The organism is Bradyrhizobium sp. LeoA1Lang (genome assembly GCF_055413685.1).
This window is the reverse complement of record NZ_JBVAPG010000045.1, coordinates 36010-56759: the sequence shown is the minus strand read 5'-3', so window position 1 is coordinate 56759 and position 20750 is coordinate 36010. Positions and strand designations below refer to the sequence as shown.

16 protein-coding genes and 1 pseudogene are annotated in these 20750 nt (G+C 63.9%); 5 read left to right on the top strand and 12 right to left on the bottom strand.

The genetic code is table 11. The annotated features are described in order from the left end of the window. From ACZYOF_RS17375 to ACZYOF_RS17335, 9 genes and pseudogenes are all read right to left on the bottom strand, one after another. Nucleotides 1-506, bottom strand: a pseudogene (locus tag ACZYOF_RS17375) (IS4 family transposase); the annotation flags it as partial. 169 nt (nucleotides 507-675) lie between these two features. Continuing rightward, nucleotides 676-1344 carry a P-loop NTPase family protein gene (locus ACZYOF_RS17370; RefSeq protein WP_282531637.1) on the bottom strand — a complete coding sequence of 223 codons (669 nt, stop codon included), beginning with the start codon at nucleotides 1342-1344 and terminating at the stop codon, nucleotides 676-678. A gap of 60 nt (nucleotides 1345-1404) precedes the next feature. Next, nucleotides 1405-2154 (bottom strand): P-loop NTPase family protein, encoded by a 750-nt coding sequence (locus ACZYOF_RS17365; RefSeq protein ID WP_463716514.1) that lies wholly within the window; start codon nucleotides 2152-2154, stop codon nucleotides 1405-1407. Between the two features lie 168 nt (nucleotides 2155-2322). After that, nucleotides 2323-3549 carry a M48 family metalloprotease gene (locus tag ACZYOF_RS17360; protein WP_463716513.1) on the bottom strand — a complete coding sequence of 409 codons (1227 nt, stop codon included), beginning with the start codon at nucleotides 3547-3549 and terminating at the stop codon, nucleotides 2323-2325. A 170-nt stretch (nucleotides 3550-3719) separates the two neighbouring features. Beyond that, nucleotides 3720-4280: a LemA family protein gene (locus ACZYOF_RS17355; protein ID WP_463716512.1), complete on the bottom strand. Its 561-nt coding sequence runs from the start codon at nucleotides 4278-4280 to the stop codon at nucleotides 3720-3722. Between the two features lie 163 nt (nucleotides 4281-4443). After that, the gene (locus tag ACZYOF_RS17350; RefSeq protein ID WP_463716511.1) at nucleotides 4444-5412 is read right to left on the bottom strand and encodes a small ribosomal subunit Rsm22 family protein; all 969 of its coding nucleotides are present in this window, start codon (nucleotides 5410-5412) and stop codon (nucleotides 4444-4446) included. Between the two features lie 133 nt (nucleotides 5413-5545). Next, the gene (smc, locus tag ACZYOF_RS17345) at nucleotides 5546-9007 is read right to left on the bottom strand and encodes a chromosome segregation protein SMC (RefSeq protein ID WP_463716510.1); all 3462 of its coding nucleotides are present in this window, start codon (nucleotides 9005-9007) and stop codon (nucleotides 5546-5548) included. Between the two features lie 205 nt (nucleotides 9008-9212). After that, nucleotides 9213-9869: a DsbA family protein gene (locus ACZYOF_RS17340; RefSeq protein ID WP_463716509.1), complete on the bottom strand. Its 657-nt coding sequence runs from the start codon at nucleotides 9867-9869 to the stop codon at nucleotides 9213-9215. 118 nt (nucleotides 9870-9987) lie between these two features. Further along, nucleotides 9988-10467 (bottom strand): DUF721 domain-containing protein, encoded by a 480-nt coding sequence (locus tag ACZYOF_RS17335; RefSeq protein ID WP_282531643.1) that lies wholly within the window; start codon nucleotides 10465-10467, stop codon nucleotides 9988-9990. A 108-nt stretch (nucleotides 10468-10575) separates the two neighbouring features. Between ACZYOF_RS17335 and mutY the strand changes: the two genes are divergently transcribed. The 3 genes from mutY to ACZYOF_RS17320 all read left to right on the top strand — a co-directional run bounded on the left by mutY (nucleotide 10576) and on the right by ACZYOF_RS17320 (nucleotide 12894). Further along, complete coding sequence (gene mutY, locus ACZYOF_RS17330; RefSeq protein WP_463716508.1) at nucleotides 10576-11718, top strand: A/G-specific adenine glycosylase; 1143 nt, start codon at nucleotides 10576-10578, stop codon at nucleotides 11716-11718. A 61-nt stretch (nucleotides 11719-11779) separates the two neighbouring features. After that, complete coding sequence (locus ACZYOF_RS17325) at nucleotides 11780-12199, top strand: PaaI family thioesterase (protein ID WP_130584166.1); 420 nt, start codon at nucleotides 11780-11782, stop codon at nucleotides 12197-12199. Between the two features lie 77 nt (nucleotides 12200-12276). Beyond that, on the top strand, nucleotides 12277-12894 hold the full coding sequence (locus ACZYOF_RS17320) for a glutathione S-transferase family protein (protein WP_463716507.1): 618 nt from the start codon (nucleotides 12277-12279) through the stop codon (nucleotides 12892-12894). A 979-nt stretch (nucleotides 12895-13873) separates the two neighbouring features. Here ACZYOF_RS17320 and ACZYOF_RS17315 read toward each other — a convergent pair. Beyond that, complete coding sequence (locus tag ACZYOF_RS17315) at nucleotides 13874-14788, bottom strand: LysR family transcriptional regulator (protein WP_463716506.1); 915 nt, start codon at nucleotides 14786-14788, stop codon at nucleotides 13874-13876. Between the two features lie 94 nt (nucleotides 14789-14882). Here ACZYOF_RS17315 and ACZYOF_RS17310 point away from each other — a divergent pair, with 94 nt between their 5' ends. Continuing rightward, entirely contained in the window at nucleotides 14883-15326 is a 444-nt protein-coding gene (locus tag ACZYOF_RS17310; protein WP_463716505.1) for a nuclear transport factor 2 family protein, read from the top strand. Nucleotides 15327-15595: 269 nt separating this feature from the next. Here ACZYOF_RS17310 and ACZYOF_RS17305 read toward each other — a convergent pair whose 3' ends face one another. After that, nucleotides 15596-16411: a tetratricopeptide repeat protein gene (locus ACZYOF_RS17305; RefSeq protein ID WP_463716504.1), complete on the bottom strand. Its 816-nt coding sequence runs from the start codon at nucleotides 16409-16411 to the stop codon at nucleotides 15596-15598. Between the two features lie 156 nt (nucleotides 16412-16567). After that, the gene (locus ACZYOF_RS17300) at nucleotides 16568-17227 is read right to left on the bottom strand and encodes a FecR family protein (protein WP_282526925.1); all 660 of its coding nucleotides are present in this window, start codon (nucleotides 17225-17227) and stop codon (nucleotides 16568-16570) included. A 456-nt stretch (nucleotides 17228-17683) separates the two neighbouring features. Between ACZYOF_RS17300 and ACZYOF_RS17295 the strand changes: the two genes are divergently transcribed. Next, nucleotides 17684-20683, top strand: a complete 3000-nt coding sequence (locus tag ACZYOF_RS17295; RefSeq protein ID WP_463716503.1) for a VCBS domain-containing protein — start codon at nucleotides 17684-17686, stop codon at nucleotides 20681-20683. Nucleotides 20684-20750: the final 67 nt, after the last annotated feature.

Here is a 20750-nt window from a genome sequence, read left to right as displayed (position 1 = left end):
AAGTGCGCGTAGATGTCGCTTTCCCGGTCCGATACCACCGTGATGCTCGCAGCCTCCGCCAGCACCTCTGCGGCGCGCCTCGTGCTATCGAGCCAACGTTGCGATTCCTTCTGTTTCGTCGTTCGCGAACGTCGATGCTTGGCCTTGCCGCCCGTGCGGTTCCACACCTTCGCATCGACGAGGCCGATCACTCCGCCGTTGCTGGCATCGACCGCCAGGGCGGCATGCAGCAACAGGCCCCGCAGCGCTCCGCCTTTCCCGATCGGCCCGTAGCCGTTCGCTTTCGCACGCCGCCCTCCCAGCGAAAGCTCGCTGGTATCCTGGACCACGACGACATCACGTCCCCTCGCCCGCGCCGCTGTGCGTTCCGCCGCGTACGCGGCTATCTCTTCTGCCGTCACCGCGTCGTTGCGAAGAAAGCGCGTGAACTGAATCTCACGCGCGCGGCTGCATTGCGCCAGTTGACGGATGCACGAGCCTGGCCGCGCAACCAGCGCCGCATGCAAATGCGCCCCCCTTTTTCCAGCCGCGCATCGCCAAACCGACCCAGCCCGTAGTCCATCCCAGACATCGCTCACTCCCGCGAATCATCGTTCAACTCACGGAATCAGCGATCAAATTCCTTCGCAAGATGTGCGAATATGACAGCCGCAAGAGCGGGGCGAGGGAGCACACCTAGGACCGCTGCAGCATCACGCTCAATTCGAGATCGCGGAAGATCGTATAGTTGCGCCGGATCCACTGATGCAACTCGGTGGACGAGTCCTTCTCGTGCCGGAGATAGCCGGTGAAGGAGAAGTTCAGCCGGTCGATATAGGTCTTCAGGAACACCGGCAGCGCGCTGAGGCGGAGCACCCGGCCTTGGCCCATGGCCGCCGGCAGTTCGCCGCGCACCACGAATTCGTTGTCGATGGTCATAAGCGCCCGCGGCGGAACCTGCCGGCGCAGCATCTCATAGCTGCGCGCGGAGACGCGGTCGATATCGGCAACGAACAGGATGACCGGCGCGACGTGGCGGCGCAGCGCTTCCTTCATGAAGCCGATTTCGTCGATCATCTTGAAGAATTCGTCGAAGGCGTGGAAGCCGAGGTCGATCACCTTCGCCACGCCGTCATTGACGATCAGCCGGTCCATCAACTGCATCTTGCCGTAGGTGTCGATGACATCTGCCGTCTCGGTGGTTTTGGGCAGGTAGTCGAGCAGCGACGGCTCCTTCAGGTTGATGTCGAAGGAAATCACGTCGCCGTTCTTCAGCAGCAGAAATTCGCTCAGCAGCCGCGCGGCCAGGGTCTTGCCGACCTGGGGGCGGGGCGAGCAAATGATGTAGATGGGCGTAGCTGACATCGCCTGCTATATCAGGCGATTTTCCTGCCTAATCCAGCCCCGCATCCTCCGGGGGTGCGACTATTTTTCGCTGCCGCGCGTCACCGACTTGGCGCCGACCAGGTCGGTCAGCTTGATGCGGTCGAACTCGCTCCAGACGTTGGCGAGCCAGTGCCGGACATAGCCGCGGAGCACGAAAGAATAGTTCGCCGCCTCGTCGTGCGGGCCCTTGTTGGCGACGAATTTGAGGAACGGGACGGAAGCGACCTCGACCTGCTCATAGGCCATCTCGTTCAGCTTCGGGATGGTCAGGTCGGTGGCATCCTTGATGCGATGGAAATAGGAATTGTAGGTCGACTGGTCCCACTGGAAGAACTGCGTGTCGTTGATGAAGTTCTTCACCAGGAAGTATCTCGCGCCGCTCATGAAATTGGCGGTCTCCGCGATCTCGTCCAGCGAGGCGATCGAGGGGCCGAGGATATGGAACACCGCGAAGGTAATCTGGCCGGACCGGGCCGCATCCAGGAAGCCGATGTCGCGGAGCGAGGCGAGCGCAGGCGACAACAGGCCGGCGCGGACGTCGATCACGGTAACCATGGAGCCGGCGTTCAGGGTGTCGAAGATCTTCATCTGGTCCGCGGTCGTCGTCATATCGACGATCTCGGTGATCTCAGGATGGAAGCGCTTCAGCGTTCCCCGCGGCGATTCGGTGTCGAAGGCCCGCGTCCCGACGTTGTTCGCGTTGAAATAGTCCAGAAGCGTCCGCGACACGGTCGTCTTGCCGACCCCGCCCTTGTCCGCGCCCACTACAATCACGACTGGCTTTGCCATGGAAATCCCTTACGACCGCGCCCCCGACCGCGAGGGCGCGATCGGAAAGTCCCCATTCCTGCTTTGGGCGCGAACATGGCAGAAACAAGGGAGAATTCAATTCCTTGAATGCCAAGCAGCGCGTTTAGTAGGGATTTTCTTAATGAGTTGAAGGGCGTGAGGCCACAATCAAAAATGTCGGCCCCAGGGACCCTGAATCGGACCCTGAAGCGGCGGTTGCTGCGACGGGCCGACCGGCTCGGCTGCGTCGCCCCAAGGGCCGGGCAATGGACCGCGTGAAGGGCCGCGCGGAGCGGGAGGCGCAAGTTCGCCTTGTGCCGACGGTTCCTGTGCACCTTCTTCGGGACTAGCCGCGGGATCGTCCGGCAGGGCGATCGGTCCAGGATCATGGCCGCCGCCGAACTTCACCAATGCATCCACCCTCGATTGCACCGACGGATGGGTCGCAAACAGGTCGGCGAAGCCCTCCCGCGGATTGTCCACACATAGTTCCATCACCGCCGAAGTGGCGCCCGGCAGTTCGCCGCGATTTTCGATCTTGCGCAGGGACGAGATCATCGCATCGGGATTCTTGGTCAGCTCGACCGACCCGGCATCGGCCAGATACTCGCGCGATCGCGACAGGGCCAGCTTGACGACCTGCGACAACAGCCACGCCGCCACGATCAGGATGATGGCGATGATGATCACGATGATGGCGCCGCCACCGGAGCTCTTGCGATCGGACGAAGACGAGGAGGAGGAGGACGACGACGAGGAGGACGACCAGCCGCCGCCGGTTGAATTCCAGGATAGGTTGGTGAACATCCGGAAGAATAGTTCGCCGAAGAAGCCGACCGCGCCGGCGATGATGACCGCGATCACCATCAACTGCACGTCGCCGTTGCGGATATGGGTGAGCTCGTGACCGAGCACGGCCTCGATCTCCTGGTCGTTCAGCGCCCGCAACAGGCCCGTGGTGACCGTGACGGCATATTGGCGCTGGTTCAGCCCGCTCGCGAAGGCGTTCAGCGCCGGGCTGTCCATGATCTTCAGCTTCGGCATCGGGATGCCACGTGAGATGCAGAGGTTTTCCAGGAGATTATAGAGCCGCGGCTCTTGCTGCCGCGTCACGCTTTCGCCGCCGGTGACGGCGTCGATCATGTTCTGGTGGAAGAAGTAGGCGATCACGATCCAGAGCGCCGCGCCGATCGTCGCATAAGGGGAAGCCGAGATCAGGTCATGCAGCGCCCGCATCAGGTAATCGTCGACCGAGCGGCCGCTGTCGATCATGACTTCAGCGACCAGCGCGCCGGCATAGACCAGCACGTAGATCAGGACGAACAGCCCTCCGAGCAGGAGCATCGAACGGAACCTGTTCGACGCGATATGGGTGTAGAGACCGTAGGCGGCCATGCTGGACGTCCGCTAACCACTGTCATTCCGGGATGCGCCGCAAGGCGCAGGCCCGGAATCCATTTCACCGCATCGCCTGCGGCACGATGGATTCTCTGATGTGCAATTGCACATCATAGCTCGCGCATCGCGCGCCCCGGAATGACGGAGAAGATGCAGCGTCATCTCGCTCAGAACTTCACGCTCGGCGCGGTCTCGACTTGGCTGCGGTTGGCGCCGAGGTCGAAGAAGTCCTTGCGGGTGAAGCCGAACATGCCGGCGAACAAAGCGGCCGGCATCTGCTGGATGCCGGTGTTGTATTCCTGGACCGCGTTGTTGAAGAAGCGGCGGCTGGCGGCGATCTTGTTCTCGAGATCGGAGAGTTCGCTTGCGAGCTGCTGGAAATTGGCGTTGGCCTTCAGGTCCGGATAGGCTTCCGACAGCGCGATCAGCCGGCCGAGGGCGCCGCTTAGCTGGTTCTCCGCGGCGGAGACCTGCGCCGGTCCCTGCGCTGATATCGCGGAGTTGCGTGCCTTGATCACGTCGTCGAGCGTGCCGCGCTCATGGGCGGCGTAGCCCTTCACGGTCTCGACCAGGTTCGGGACCAGATCGTGGCGCTGCTTGAGCTGGACGTCGATGTCGGCAAAGGCCTGGTTGACGCGCTGGCTCAGCGCCACCAGCCGGTTGTAGGCGGCAAACGCAAACAGCACGAGGACGACGATGACGCCGAGAACGATCCAGCCGGTCGACATGGAAAAACTCCTGATGGGATTGCGCGCGAAGCCTAGAGCATGATCCGGAAAAGTGGAAACCGGTTTTCCGAAAAGATCATGCTCAAACAAAGAGATAAACGGCGGCGCGCGTCAGCCTGCCCAGCGGCAGGCATGCGTTGGTCGGACCGGGCAGGGCATTAGTTCAAGCGCCCGTCACGGCGTCGCCCCATCGCCAGCGCCGGGCGCGGGCATAGTCGGCCTTGGCGCGGCGGGGGATCTTTGCAATCGAAAGGCCGCTCGGGGTGCAGAGCTTTGCGGTCACCTCCGCCTTGCCGACGACGGGCTGCGCCAGCACGCGGGAGGGATGGCTCGCAATCGGCGTCCGCGTCAGCGCGACATAGGCGAACCGCTCGTCCTCGAACGGCACCTCCGCGCCCTTCACCTGCATGTGCGCGCGCGAGCGGGCCAGCCGCTGGCTGAAATGGCACCAGTCCGGCGCTTCAAGCGGGCATGCTTCGTCATGCGGGCAGGGGGCCGCGACATATGCGCCGGCCGCGATCAGTTGCGCCCGCAGCGCGATGATCCGCGCATAGCCCGCGGGCGTGCCGGGTTCGACGATCACAAGCGCCTCGCCCGCCTTCTCCCACATCAGGCGTGCGAGCGCGGTTCGCTCGGCCTCATCGATTTCGCCGATCATGTAGCTCGCGACGACAAGGTCCGCCCGCTCGGCATCGGCGAGCAGCTTCCGGGCCGGTCCAAGCTCATAGTGCGCCTCGCGCAGCCGCGTGGCGGCGAGCTCAAGCGCCAGCGCGCGCAAGCTGGCGTTGGCATCGAGCAAGACGAATCGTTGCAGCGACGAGAAGGCTTGCGCCACCGCCCAACTCGCCGTGCCCGGTCCGGCGCCGATATCGAGCAGCGACGTCGGCGCGAAATCCGGCCTGATCTCGACGAGCACATTGAGGCTGGCGGCGACGGCGGCATAGGTCGCCGGCATTCGGGCCAGCGCGTAGGCGAGGGCATCGGTTTCGGATTTGATCGTGCCCGAGCCGCCGCCGTCGCGGTAGGTCCGCGAGATCGCGGCAGCGCGGCTTGCCGCCTCATTGCGCGAGAACCCCTGCAGCCTCGCGTCGAGTGCCGCTTTCAGTTCGGCGGGAAGGTCGGGCGAGATCATCTGTTCGTCACGTCACGACGCGCTCTCCCGTCATTGCGAGCGGGGCGAAGCAATCCACTTCTCCGCTCGCGGCGCTATGGATTGCGTCGCTTGCGCTCGCAATGACGGCAGGACCAGCGGCGGGCGTGCAACCTCACGCCACGTGCTGGTCCAGGATGCCGACCGCGCCTTCGAGGTCGACCGAGACCAGTTGCGACACGCCGCGCTCGGCCATGGTCACGCCGAACAGCCGGTTCATCCGCGCCATGGTGATCGGGTTGTGGGTGATGGTGATGAAGCGCGTTTCGGTCGACGACGTCATCTCGTGCAACAGGTTGCAGAAGCGCTCCACGTTGTGGTCGTCCAGCGGCGCGTCGACCTCGTCCAGCACGCAGATCGGCGAGGGGTTGGTCAGGAACACCGCGAAGATCAACGCCAGCGCGGTCAGCGCCTGCTCGCCGCCCGAGAGCAGCGACAGCGACTGCGGCTTCTTGCCCGGCGGCTTTGCAATGATCTCGAGGCCGGCCTCGAGCGGATCGTCGCTCTCGATCAGGTGCAGCGCGGCCTCGCCACCGCCGAACAACTCGACGAACAATCGCTTGAAGTGGTTGTTGACGGTCTCGAACGAGGTGAGAAGGCGCTCGCGCGCTTCGCGGTTGAGGCTCTGGATGCCCTGGCGCAGGCGCTTGATCGCCTCCACCAAATCGTCGCGCTCGGTGGTGAGCCCGGTGTGCTGGGTCTCCACCTCGCGCAGCTCTTCCTCGGCGCGCAGATTGACTGCGCCGAGGCGCTCGCGATCGCGGCGCATCTTTTCCAGCTCTTCCTCGATCTGGCCGACCGGCGGCAGGTCGGCGCCCGGCTCGATCTCGGCGAGGCCGGCCAACGCCTGTGGCTCGACCTCGAGCATGTCATGGACCTCGCGCTCGATATCGGCGAGCCGACGCCGGGTTCCTTCCGTCCGCTCCTCGGCGCGGGCGGTCGCCTCGCGGGCGCTCGACAGCGCTTCCAGCGAGGCCTTGGCGGCGCGGTCGGTCTCCGCCATCGCGGTCTCGGCAGCGGCGAGCGCGTCGGCGGCGCCGCGGCGATCACTCTCGGCGTACTCGATCTCGCTGATCAGCGCGCTGCGCTTCTCCGCAAACACCTCCGGCGCATTGACGAGCTCCTCGCGCTCCGCCGTCACCTCGGTGATGCGGGCCTCGATCGTTCCGATCTGCGAGGCGCCGCTTGCTTTGCGGTTCTGCCACTCGTTGCGCTCGGCGAGGATCGCCTGCACGCGGCGGTCGGCGAGTTCGGCTTCACGGGCCAGCGCCTGCGCTTCGGCGCGCACCTGGGCGGCCACGCGGCGCCGGTTCTCGATCTCGGCGCGGACGGCGGCAAGTTGGGCTTCGGTCTCCACGCTCGGCGGCAATTCGGAGAGCGCCGCATCGGCGTTCTCGTGTGCGGCCTCGGCTTCGGCGCGGTCGGCGGCAAGGCGGTTGTGCGCTTCCGTCAGCGCGGATTTGCGCGCGGCGTGACGGTTGATCTCGCGCTCGGCCGCGGCATGGCGCTCGCGCGCGGCATCGGCCTCGCGGCGCGCGGCACGCACCGCCTCGCGCGCGGCCGTCTCGGCGGCGGAGGCGGCGCGCAATTCGGCTTCCGCATTTTCCAGCGCCTGCCGCTTGGCGATCACCTCGCTGCGCGCCTGCTCGAGCTCATGCTCGATGTCGACGAGGCGGGCACGCTCGGCGAGGCGCCGCGCCGCGCCTGTCGGGGCATGGGCGGCGGTGACAAAACCGTCCCAACGCCAGACGTCGCCCTCGAGCGACACCAGCCGCTGGCCGGTCTTCAATTGCGACACCAGCTCCGCGCCGCGCTCCTTCGCCACGACGCCGATCTGGGCGAGGCGGCGCGCCAATTCCGGCGGTGCCTGCACATGGTTGGCAAGGCAATCGACGCCTTCGGGCAGCGCCGGGTCCTCGCTGGCGGGGACGTTGGTCCATCGCATCGGCGCCGAGGGATCGACGGGCGCATCGAGATCATCGCCGAGCGCGGCGCCGATCGCTTTCTCATAGCCCTTGGCGACTGTGATGCCGTCAATGATCGGCGGCCACAGGTTCTTGGTCTCGCCATTGAGGATCTTGGAGATGGTGCGCGCCTCGGTCTCGAGCCGCTGCACGCGCTTCTCTGCTTCGGTCAGCGGGCTGCGGGACGCTTCCAGTGTCTGCCGCGCGACCACGTGACCGGCTTCGCTCGCCTGCACGGTGGCTTCGGCCTCGGCCAGCGTCTGCTGCGCGGTCTCGACCGTGGCCGCGAGCACATCGATGTCGCCGAGCGAACCGGTCTCCTGCGCGAGCCGCTCTTCCTCGGCCTGGACGCTCGCGATCTCGTGGTCGAGTCGGGCGAGCCGGTCGCGATGGGTGCGCACGCCGGCTTCGAGCTGATTGCGCTTGGCGGTGAGGTCGGCGAGCTCTGTGGTCAGCTCGGCAAACCGACGCTCGGTTTCAGCAAGCATGGCTTCCGCTTCCGCGACGCGCTCGTCGACGCCGGAGCGTTGCTCGACCCGAGACTTGATCTCTTCCTTCAGCTCGGCATCCTCGGTGTCGAGCCGCTGCAGCGCGACGTCGGCGTCTGCCGTCTGTTGTTGCTCGCGCGCGATGTCGGCGACGAACTGCGCCAGGCGCCGGTCGAGTTCGGAAACGCGTTCCTTGGCACGCTCCTCTTCGCGGTCGAGCAGCTCGCGCGCATTGTTGAGCCGCTGCAGGCCCGCCGCGGCGCGGGCTTCCGCCTCGCGCAGTGCCGGCAGTTCGGCGGCGCGGATCGCCTGGATGCGCGCGGATTCCGCTTGCTCACGGGTGCGCTCGGCCGCCTCGCGAACCGCGAGATCATGCGTCTGCGCGGCATCGTTGACGTCGGCATGAGCCTCGATCCAGCGCAGATGGAACAGCATCGCCTCGGACTTGCGGACCTTCGCCGCGACCTCGCGGTAGCGGATCGCTTGCCGCGCCTGCTTCTTCAGTCCGTCCATTTGGCCGGTGAGCTGGCCGATCACGTCCTCGACGCGGGTGAGGTTGGTCTCGGCCGCCTTCAGCCGCAGTTCTGCTTCATGGCGGCGGGCATGCAAGCCGGCGACGCCGGCGGCATCTTCGAGGATGCGGCGGCGCTGTTCAGGCTTGGCCTGGATGATCTCGCCGACCTTGCCTTGGTGCACCAGTGCCGGCGACCGCGCGCCGGTTGCGGCATCGGCGAACAGGAGCTGCACGTCGCGCGCGCGCACGTCGCGGCCGTTGATGCGATAGACGGAACCCGCTTCGCGCTCGATGCGGCGGGAGATTTCCAAGACCTGGCTGTCGTTGACCGCCGCCGGTGCCGTACGATCGGCGTTGTCGATCGTCATCACGACTTCGGCGTGGTTGCGCGCCGGGCGATTGCCGGAACCGGCAAAGATCACCGCGTCCATGTCGGCGGCGCGCAGCGACTTGTGCGAGGTTTCGCCCATCGCCCAGCGCAGCGCTTCCACCAGGTTGGACTTGCCGCAGCCGTTCGGCCCGACCACGCCGGTGAGGCCCGGCTCGATCATGAAGTCGGTGGGTTCAACGAACGACTTGAAACCGTGGAGGCGTAGGCGCGTGAGCTTCATGAACACAAATCTCTGTTGGCCGGGCGCGAATCTCCCTGCCGTGACAATACCATGGAAGGCAATGTCGGTATGTAGGTGGTCCGCTCGCTGCGGCCCTCATGGCCGCGACAATGGCGAGGCCGGGGCGTACCGGCAACCGCCGCCTCGAGCTTTTCCCAAGGCTTTTGCTTGGTTTATCGCGCGCTAACGAATAGCTGTGGACGAATCAGCTTTTCAACAATGAATTGATGCGCTTGCTGAATTCGTCGAACGAGGTTTCGCCCTTCAGCATCTCGCCATTGATGAAGAAGGTCGGCGTCGAATTCACCTTCAACACGTCATTGGCGTATTTCTGGTCGGCTGCGATCTTGTCGAGCAGCGTCTGGTCCTTCAGGCAGTCCTCGACCTGCTGCTGGCTGAGGCCCGCCTGCTTGCCGATTCGCGTCAGCGTCTCCGTGGTGTTCTTCATCACCCAGTCGTTCTGCTGGCGGAACAACAGGTCGATGACCGCGAAATATTTCGGTGCGTCGTCCTTGGCGATGCAGCGCGCCAGCATCGAGCCGGCGGCGGCCTTGATGTCGAGCGGGAATTCGCGGAACACGTAGCGGATCTTGCCGGTGTCGATGTATTCCGACTTGATCTTCGGGAACACCGTGTCGTTGAAGTTCGCGCAGTGCGGGCAGGTCATCGAGGCGTATTCGGTGATGGTCACCGGGGCATTCTGCGGGCCGAGCGCCATGTCCGGCAGCGATTGCGGCTTGGCGACATCGGCGGCGGTCTGCGCCATCGCCTCCGAAATCAGCCGCAGCGGCGAGAGACCGATCAGGGCGGCAAGACCAGTCAGTGACAGAGCGGCGGTGAAGGCGCGGCGCGTGATGATCAAGGTCGGCTCCCGGATTGGCGCATTCACGCCTAAAGAGGTCTAAAAAAGCGAGCTTTCGCTAGCTTGAAATGGTGATTGTGGCAATGCTGCGCTCCAAGGCCTGCCACGCAAAAAAGTCTCAATTTCGCTTGATCGAGGCCCCCAATCGCGCCAGCGCGGCGCGTAGCGCCTCGTCCTCCACGGCGGACAGGGTCTTTTCGACCGCCGCCACCGCCTTGGCGTCCGGCGGCCGCGGCCGCACCACGCGCTCCCGCCGCGACAGGGGGGCCTGCCGCAGCGCCAGCCGGCCGACCGCGTGCCAGCCGAAGAAGCGGTTGACCCGCTCCAGGATGCGGTCGGAGGAATGCTGGATCTCCAGCGCCATCGGCCCCTCGACCCGGAGCACCAGCGTTGCCGGCTCCTGCGGCTGCCCCTCCACCGGCCGCGGCCATTGCATCTTCATCGGCTCCGAATACCGCGCGATCTCGACCCCCGCGATCTCCGCCCACCGCGTTACCAGCTCGCGCGCGGCGAACCCCTGCTTGGCGTAGGCGTCCGAGAAGACGTCGTTGAGCAGGATGGAGAGCGGCTTTGCGCTGATCGGGCCGGGCTTTGACATAGTTTGTCATATCACCTCGCAACGATCCCAGGAATAAAGACGTGGATGCCCCGGCACAGGCACGGGCATGACGTGGAGAGATTCGTGCTCCGACATTAAGATAGGCTCATGAGCTCTCGCGCCGCCGCCAGGACCAAGCCACGAGAAGCGCCTGACGCGCTCGCCGCTCGTCCCGCCCTTCTGCTCGCCTGGTATGACCGGCATCGCCGCCGGTTGCCGTGGCGGGCGGGGGCTGGCGAGGCGGCTGATCCGTACCGGGTGTGGCTGTCGGAGATCATGCTGCAGCAGACGACGGTCAAGGCGGTCGGGCCCTACTTCGAGAAATTCGTTTCCCGCTGGCCGGACGTCGCTTCGTTGGCGCGCGCTTCGCTGGACGATGTGCTGCGGATGTGGGCCGGGCTCGGCTACTATTCCCGGGCGCGTAACCTGCACGCCTGCGCGGTGGCGGTGCTGCGCGACCACAGCGGCATCTTTCCCGATAGCGAGGAGGGGCTTCGCACGCTGCCGGGGATCGGGCCATACACGGCGGCCGCGATCGCTGCGATCGCCTTCGACCGCCGCACCATGCCGGTCGACGGCAATATCGAGCGCGTGGTGTCGCGGCTGTTCGCGGTCGAGGAGGCGCTGCCGCAGGCCAAGCCGCTGATTCAGCAATTGGCGAGCACCTTGCTCGGTCCTTCCCGTGCCGGCGACGAGGAGTCTCGCGCCGGCGACGAGAAGTCTCGCGCCGGCGATAGCGCGCAGGCGCTGATGGATCTGGGCGCCTCGATCTGCTCGCCGAAGAAGCCGGCCTGCGCGCTCTGCCCGCTCAACAACGACTGTGCGGCGCGCGCCCGCGGCGATCAGGAGAGCTTTCCGCGCAAGGCGCCGAAGAAGACTGGCGCGCTGCGCTCCGGCGCGGCCTTCGTCGTCACCCGCGGCGATGAGCTCCTGGTCCGCACCCGCCCCGAGAAGGGCCTGCTCGGCGGCATGACGGAAGTGCCGACCTCCGAATGGCTGGCCGGGCAGGACGATGCGGCCGCACTTGAGCAGGCGCCATTTCTGAAGGGCGTGACGCGCTGGCACCGCAAGGCCGGCGTCGTCACCCACGTCTTCACGCATTTTCCGCTCGAGCTTGCGGTCTATACCGCGACCGTTCCACCGCGTACGCGGGCGCCGGAGGGGATGCGCTGGGTGCCGGTCGCAACGCTTGCGGACGAAGCGTTCCCGAATGTGATGCGCAAGGTGGTCGCGCATGGGCTCGGCATGTGAGGCTGCTGACAGCATGCTGGCAGGAGGCCTGCGTTAGGTAGGAGCGACAACGGAGGCTTCGATGATCGCGACCGCGCTTGACCGTCTCGCCGCGCCACCCTGCTCCAAGCTGCTCGGCTGGCGCCCGCTCGACGCACGCCCGGGCGAAGGCTGGATTCGGATCGGCTTCGAGGGCAAGCCGGAGTTCTGCAACCCGGCCGGCTTTATCCAGGGCGGCATGCTGTCGGCGATGCTCGACGACACCATGGGCCCGGCTGTATTCGTCATGACCGACGGCAAGCTCTACACCGCGACCATCACGATGACAGTGAATTTCCTGGCGCCGGCGAAGCCGGGTCCGATCATCGGCGAGGCCAGGGTCTCCCAGCTCGGCAAGACCGTCGCCTTCGTCGAAGGCAGGCTGATGGCGGAAGATGGCGCAGTGCTTGCGACGGCATCGACCAGTGCGCGCCTGGTGGAGACGGCAAAGGCTGTTCGCTGAGCCCATCAGTCAGAGCAGGGATGGACGGGCCAAGAGCACGCCGTTAACTTCGCGTCCCTCTGAATGAGGGATGGAACATGCTCAAGCTCTATTACACCCCCGGCACCTGCGCGCTCGCCTCGCACATCGCGCTCGAAGAGGCCGGCGCGCCCTATACGATCGAACGGGTCGACTTCAAGACCAACCAGCAGAACAGCCCGGAATATCTCAAGGTCAACCCGAAGGGACGGGTGCCGGCGCTGGTCACCGATCATGGCGTCCTCACCGAGACGCCCGCGGTGCTCGCCTTCATCGCGCAGAGCTTTCCGAAGGCAAAGCTCGCGCCGCTCGATGACGCCTTTGCGTTCGCGCAGGCGCAGGCGTTCAACAGCTATCTCTGCTCCACGGTGCATGTCGCGCATGCCCACAAGATGCGCGGCTATCGCTGGGCTGCGGAGGAATCCTCCTTTGCCGACTTGAAGCGCATGATCCCGAAAACGGTCGGCGCGAGCTTTGCGCTGATCGAGCGCGACATGCTGAAAGGCCCGTGGGTGATGGGCGAGGCCTTCTCGATCTGCGACATCTATCTCTTCACGATGGCGCAGTGGCTGGAGGGCGACGGCGTCGATCTCGCGCCGCTGTCGAAAGTGGTCGATCACCGCAACCGCATGGCCGCGCGGCCTGCCGTGAAGAAGGTGCTGGACGCGGAAGCGTGAGCGGTTTGCAAGAGCGGCGTGGCTTTGTCGTAGGATGGGTAGAGCGCAGCGAAACCCATCGCGATGGAGCAAGCCGCGCGAATGATGGGTTTCGCGGCGCTCTACCCCATCCTACGATTCTCGTCGTCGTCCCCGCGAAGGCGGGCCCATAACCACCGATGTGTGTTGTGGCGCGAGCAAGCGGTTGCGTAGGGTGGGCAAAGGCGCACTTGCGCCGTGCCCACCATCCAGCACCGTGCTCACGAGGGTGGGCACGCTTCGCTTTGCCCACCCTACGGCGTCGTCGCGAGTTATGATTCAAAATTTCAAACAGCGGTGAGGATGTGAGTTCGCATTCTCGCGGCGTGATGCGCCCGAGGTTTGCTTCACTTTTCACCCTCCTCGATATCAGAGGGTGCAGGGAAAGCCGGGTGCCGGTTGCACCCATGGGTCCCGTGCAACAAAAAGCACGGGGGTAGGACCACAGGTTCAACCGAAGCATTCCGGCTTTCCCTGCGCGATGGTGTTACGGCTTATTTCGTGCTCTCCCCGGTGACCGGGCTTTCTTGCCACCGTCATCTCAAGCGCGAACTTTTTCGCGCGAAAAACTTAGCGCCAGCGTCGGGGCGCCAGGACCACACGACTTCGCCGTCCGCACTGCGCGTGCTCGTCAGTCACACGCATCGCGTCCACCGCATCCCACCGCAACGTTCGTGACGATCGCGACCCGCCCCTCATTCGCCGTGAGACGCGCGGAGTTAAATCACTGATTTGCCCGACGGCGAAAGCGGAATGTTTTTTGCGCGAGGGCTGGATGGGGCAAATCAGGTTGGAATCGCTGGTGAATTTTTCTCCGCCGTCATTCCGGGGCATCGCGAAGCGATGAGCCCGGAATCCATGTCTCCGCTCGCGCCGGTGGCGCAATGGATTCCGGGCTCGTCCTTCGGACGCCCCGGAATGACGGAGGGCGGGGTGACACGCTGCGTTTCCCAATGCGGACCTACATTTTTCGCCCGCCCAACTCCCGTCCCGTCTCCAGCATCAATTGGCGGAGCCAGATCGAGCCGGGATCCATCTGGGCGCGGGTGGGGTAGAACATGTACTGCTCGTCGATGCCGGGATCGAGCGGTGGCGTCACGGTCAGCAGTGATAACTGCCTGGCGAGTGCTATGATCAGGCGGCGCGGCACGAAGGCGACGAGGTCGGTGCGGGCTGTGACATGCAGCGCCTCGATATAGCCTGGCACCACGAGAGCGATGCGCCGCTCGATGCCCTTGGAGCGCAGCCAGCTATCGATCAGATCCTCGTTCTGGCCGCGGATCACGACGGCGACATGCCTTGCCGCGAGGAACGCCTCGCGTTTCTTCAATCTCGCGCCGACCGGATGGCCGCGGCGCACCGCGAGCGCGTCGCTGTCGACATAGAGGCGCTGGCGGTGAAAGCCCTTGAAGGCGTCGCCGATCGAGATCACGAGATCGATGGTGCGGGCGAATTCCGCGGTGAAGATCGCGGGCCCCCGCCACGGCACCACGTCGATCGTCACATGCGGCGCGATCTGCGTGATCTTCTCCATCAATGGCGGCATCAGGAGCTCGACCCCGAGGTCCGGCATCATCAGCCGGAAATGCCGGTCGCTGCTGATGGCGTCGAACGCGTCGGGGACGAACAGCGCGCGCACCTGGTCGAGCGCCTGCGCCAGCGGCGCGCGCAACGTCTGCGCCCGCGGCGTCAGCTCCATGCGGGCGCCGTTGCGCACCAGGAGCGGATCGCCGATCAGATCGCGCAGGCGCTGCAGCGCGTGGCTTGTGGCCGGTTGCGACAGACGAAGCCGCATCGCGGCGCGGCTGACACTGGCTTCCCGCAGCAGCGCGTCGAGCGCGATCAGGAGGTTGAGGTCGAGCGAATTCAAATTCATCGGGTGAATAGATATCATATCGGCTATCGATTTGAAGAATGATCCCTACCGCGGCACAAAGAGGCGTACTCAGTCAGTCACCGGAGACGTCGCCATGAGCGCAGCCGACAACAAGAACCTGATGCAGCAGATCTTTGCCGCAGCCGGAAATCCCGATCCCGATGCGCGCGACCGCGCGCTGTTCACCACGAGCCTTGCCGAGGATGCGACATGGACGGTGACGGGACAGTATTCCTGGTCGCGCACGTTCAGCGGCAAGCAATCGATCCTCAACGACCTGCACGGTCACGTTCGTTCGCTATTGGCGGAACGCACGCGTACCGTCGCCCATCGCTTCATCGCCGACGGCGACCATGTCGTGGTCGAAGCCAAGGGCGACAATGTCACCAAGGACGGCGTTCGCTACGACAATGACTATTGCCTGGTGTTCCGGCTCGAGGACGGCAAGATCAGGGAGATCAGGGAATATTGCGACTCGGTGCTGACCGAGAAGGCGCTGGGGCAGTTTCCGGCGCCGCAGGTCCGCGCGGCGCGTTGAGGCGTCCTCCGCTGTCATTCCGGGATGCGCCGCTAGGCGCAGGCCCGGAATCCATCGCGCTCCCGGTGCCGAGGCGAAATGGATTCCGGGTTCTCGCTTCGCGAGCCCCGGAATGACGGAAGCAATTGGTCAGGTGGGCAGAGCAACTTGTCCGCAGTAGCTCGAAGAGCGAAGGCGGAAGCGTGCCCACCATTCTTGTCCGTGCAAGGGATGGTGGGCACGGCGCGGTGCGCCTTTGCCCACCCTACAATGCTAACCGTCGCTGGTACCTACCGCACCCCATAGCGCGTGAAGTCGTTGCCGATCTTGACCTGGATCGTCTTTGCCAATGCAATATCGGCGTTGCTGCCCGCTTTGTCGCCCGTCTTCAGCCTGGCAAACCCGCGCCCATAGAGCGCGCTTGCCAGCTTCGGGTCGAGCTGCAGCGCAGAACTGTAGTCATCGATAGCCGCATCGAATTTGCCCATTTTGAGGTAGATCAGTCCACGCGAGTCATACGTTGCGGCGTTGTTCGACGCTAATTGAAGCGCCTTATTGCAGTCCTCCAATGCCGCCTCCAACGCGCCGAGGATAGCCTGCGTCCAACAGCGTCCGCTCCACACGGCTTCCAAATTGGGTTCAAGACGAATTGCCTCGTCATAGTCCCGGGCCGCGCGATCATACTCGTGCTTTTTCAGGTAGGCTCTGGCACGGTTGGCGAAAGCGCTGCCGTAGCTGGGATTGAGCTGGATCGCGCCATCGAGAGCTTTGATGGCAAGGTCGTATTCGCCTTTCTTCAAATAAGCCACGCCGCGATTGTTGAAGGCCTTGACGTAAGTTGGATTGAGCTGGATCGATTGATCGAAATCCTGGATGGCGCGGTCGTAGTCTCCCTTTGCCGCATAGGCGTTGCCACGATTGTTGTAGGCGATTGCCAAGGCAGCCGTCTTGCCGTGACCGGAAGCGATGAGCGCCGTGCAGCCATTGACCCTGGCTTCAAGCGAGGCGTGATCCGTGCCGTTGCACAACGCAATGTCAGTCAGATAGTTGCTCTTCTTTGCATCCTCCGCCGCCGCGGGTGAGCCGAGCAACAGCAGGATGAGCATGCATGCGACGCCGTCAATGATGCCTCCCCTAGTACTCGCGTCCATATCAGGCTTCCTGACTTTGGAAATTGGGGAATCCGCGATCGTCGCTTTTTCGCGGAAAGGCGTCACGTCCTGCTGGTGCCCTGCGCCGAGACTGGCTTCCGAACAAATGGCCTAGCACCCTCGGCAGATATTCAGATTGGACTTGCGATTGGCTTTCTGTTCGGATTGCTGCGCTGTCGATGGGCCGGGCTTTTTCGTAAGCTTGTTCTTGCCCTCTTCGATAAGGGTTGAAAACTTGACTGTCCCGTCATCCGAAATTTCGACATGTGGAGTCGTGCCCCGAATACCCATTGTTGCGACTGGGGTATCGACCTTCATGTCGCCGGTCTTCGCGATATTGCCGGCGACAAACGTAAGTGTTCCGTTGGTTACCTTGAACAAGGTCGAGTTGGATTTCCCATTTGGGTCGTACACGAATTCGTCCAACGCCATACGGGCGTTGCTCGATAGTTTGAACGAACTGCCATCGGCAAAGTTGATCCCGACCCGGCCATCGGCCCCGGTCTGCACCACATCGCCGAGGTAAACGATATCACCCACCTTCGTCTGGACGATCTGGCCGGCGACATTTGCCTGAATGACCATCGCACCCACGTGCTCGATCGTCACCGAGCCGGTTGTGGTTACAACTGTTCCGATGGGTTTTGCTGATGCGAGATCCTGAACCGCCGGCCCGGGAGGATTGGTCTGCGCATCGGCTGCATCAACCAAAAGGCTGGCCAACGCCAGAGCCAAACTCGCCACCGACGCGATAATCGTATGCGTGCGCATGATCCCCTTCCTGAGAAGATCCTTTTTGCCGCGTGACAGCCCGCTGACTTCAATGGTCAGCCGGGTCGCTATAATTCATGCAGTACGCGCAATGTCAGGGCGGCCATGAGTGGCCACCTCATTTTAAATTTTTGTCATATTAATCCCGGAGCCGGTTCAAATGCTACCAAAACGTTGCATCTTGAGGCGGCTATAATTGCGGCGCTCCAGAGAGGGGAAACGACGCGCTCCAGGGAAAAATGATTTAATTCCTGCGTCGGGCGATTTAAATCAGGCATTGAATGCATCGGATGTTACGGATATGTTTGATTAAATTTGGATCAGGATGTTGCGGCGGGCTAGCCTAGGGTTGCCGACGCGAAGATTGTTTTGACCTCGTGGCGTAGGCAAAGCCAGAGCAAGAAAAGTGCGGCACCACGCTGGGCCTGAAAGTACTCAGCAGGCGAGGTCGAAGCCATGTTCGTTGCGTCTTGCGTCGAGTCCGGGGGCGACCGCAACGCCATTGTCGCCCAGCTTCCCCAGATCATAGGTCATGTTCAGATCGCGATCGGTTGCTGCACCCTCAGCCGTGCGACCGGCGTTGCCGTTCAACTCACGGCTGGCGATCCCGTTTATCAGGGAGACGTGATCGAGACGGCGGACGACGCGCAGGTCGGAATTCGCTTTATCGACGGCACTGTGTTCAACCTCTCTCCCGGCACCCGTCTGGTGTTGAACGAATTGATCTGTGACGCCAACGGCACCTCGCATTCGGCCCTGTTTGGCGTGACCAGAGGCACCTTCGCTTTCGTTGCCGGACGGGTGGCAACGACTGGTTGCCTCACGGTTGATACGCCTGTTGGAAGCATTCGGGGCCGCGCTCATGGCGGCGGGATCGGCACGTTGACGCTCGCGGCACTGGCCTTCGCCGTTATGAACGAAGTCCATGCGGCAGAGCCGGACGTCACATATCTCGATGACGACAGCATCGCATACAAGGATCTCGAGCATGGCGTATTCGAGCTCGTGACCAAAGAGCCGATCCCGCGACACATCATTGTCGAGGATCCCGGAGAGACGACCATCCTGAGCAGGAGAGGGTCCTCGGTCAGCGTCAACCAAACCGCGAATAGTGCGACTCGAATGGAGGAGTTGCATGCCGCCCGGCAGGACGTGCTGGCCAATTTCGCGAAGGAACAGGTGGCGCCCGGGTCGAGCACGCCTCCCTCGACGATCAATGTGCTGCCGGTGCAGCCGATCAATTTTATTCAGACCGATACTCTCCAGATCCATAATTCGCTCGCGCCGCTGCCGTCGTCGACGGCAGCTCCTGACCTGTTTGTCCTGCGTTCGGCGCCGGTGTTCACCGTCGCGACGGGACCGACGGAAATTGATACATCGGTGTTTGACCATTTCGCCGCAACGAGCGGAGCTTTCGTTGCCAGCAGCTCCAACAGCGGCGCTGCACTGACCTTCGGCATCAGTGGCGGAATTGCCGGCAGCACGGTGCTGGGAGGGGTGACATACGACGTATCGAGCGCCGGTCCCTATGGCAGGCTCTACCTCAACAGCGCGACGGGCGCCTACACCTTCGTTCCGGACAGCGGCGCGATCAATGCGCTGACCGCGCCGACGACTGAGAGCTTCATTATCACGGTGTCAGACGGCACACTCTCGACCAACCAGGTCTTCACGATCGCCATCGATGGCGTCAACGACGCGGCCATCATTTCGGGCTCCACGACTGGCGCGGTGATCGAGGCGGGCGGTGCTGGGCACGGTATACCTGTCGCAACCGGCACGCTCACCGACGTCGACGTCGACAATCCGCCGAATACTTTCACCGTGGTCGCCTCGCCGAAGGCGAGTGCCGGCGGCTACGGCACCTTCACGGTGACGGCGGCCGGCGTGTGGACCTACACGGTCAACGAGAGTAACCACGCGGTGCAGGCGCTCAATGTCGGCGGCCATCTGACCGACATCTTCATCGTGACCACCGTGGATGGCACCCCTCAGGTGGTGACGATCACCATCAACGGCACCAATGACGCGGCCGTCATTTCCGGCGCGACGACCGGCTCAGTGATCGAGGCGAGCGGCGCTGAGCCGGGCAAGCTGACCACGACCGGCACGCTCACCGATAGCGACGTCGACAATGCGCCCAACACCTTCACGGCGGTCAGTTCGCCGACGGCAAGTCATGACGGCTACGGCACTTTCACGATGACCGCGGCCGGTGCGTGGACCTATACGCTCAACGACGCCAACAGCGCGGTGCAGGCGCTCAATGTCGGCGACCACCTGACCGACACCTTCACGGTGACCACCGCGGACGGCACTGCACAAGTGGTGACGATCACCATCAACGGCACCAACGACGCGGCCGTCATTTCTGGCGCCACCATGGGCTGCGTGATCGAGGCTGGGGGCGTCGCCAATGCCAAGCCGGGCGTGCCGACCGCGACCGGCATGCTCACCGATAGCGACGTCGACAATGCGCCCAACACCTTCACGGCGGTCACTTCGCCGACGGCAAGTCATGGCTACGGCACCTTCACGATGACGGCGGCTGGTGAGTGGACCTACACGCTCGACAACGCCAACGGCGCGGTGCAGGCGCTCAACGCCTGCGACCACCTGACCGACAGCTTCACGGTGACCAGCATCGACGGCACCGCACAGGTGGTGACGATTACCATCCATGGCACCAACGACGTGGCCGTCGTTTCGGGAACGACGACCGGCACGGTGACCGAAGCTGGCTGCGATACGTCCGGCACGCCAACGGCGACCGGCGCGCTTACCGATACCGACGTTGACAATCCGGCGAATACCTTCACCGCGGTCTGCTCGCCGACGAAGAGCGATGGCGGTTATGGCACCTTCACGATGACGGCGGCCGGCGTGTGGACCTACACGCTCGACAATACCAACTGCACGGTGCGGGCGCTCGACGCCTGCGACCACCTGACCGACACCTTCACGGTGAAGACCATAGATGGCACCGCGCAGATGGTGACGATCACCATCAAAGGCGCCAGTGACGCAGACCCCGACGATTTCGTATGGCGTGCCCTGTCTGCTGACGGCGGCAGTCATTCGACCCCGGGCGAAGCAGGCACAGACGGCATTGCTGCCAAGCATGGTGGCAGCGCGGCGGATTTCCAGCGATCCTCGACTGCCGATGCGATGTTTGGGTCAGAGGCAGCCGGAACGCGCGTGCTTGGAGACGCATTCCACTTCAAGGACAAGAACTCAGGTCCCGGAGGTTCAGACGGCTTCGACCTCGGAAATGCCGACCATGGCCCGGCATCGAGCAGCCATCACGAAGACGCTGCCGGAAGCCACGGACGAGAGGGCGCACAGCCCATCGAGCTAGCTTTGCACGAGCAGCACTCGGCTGACGGTTTCGGTGTCGTTCCCGACCTTGCAGGGCACGCTGTCGTCCCCCATGCGCCGCACGATCTGATGATCTGACGCAATCGGAAGGTGGGCACGGTGCGTGGCCCTTTGCCCGCCTTCCCAATTTGCATCGCGATTCACA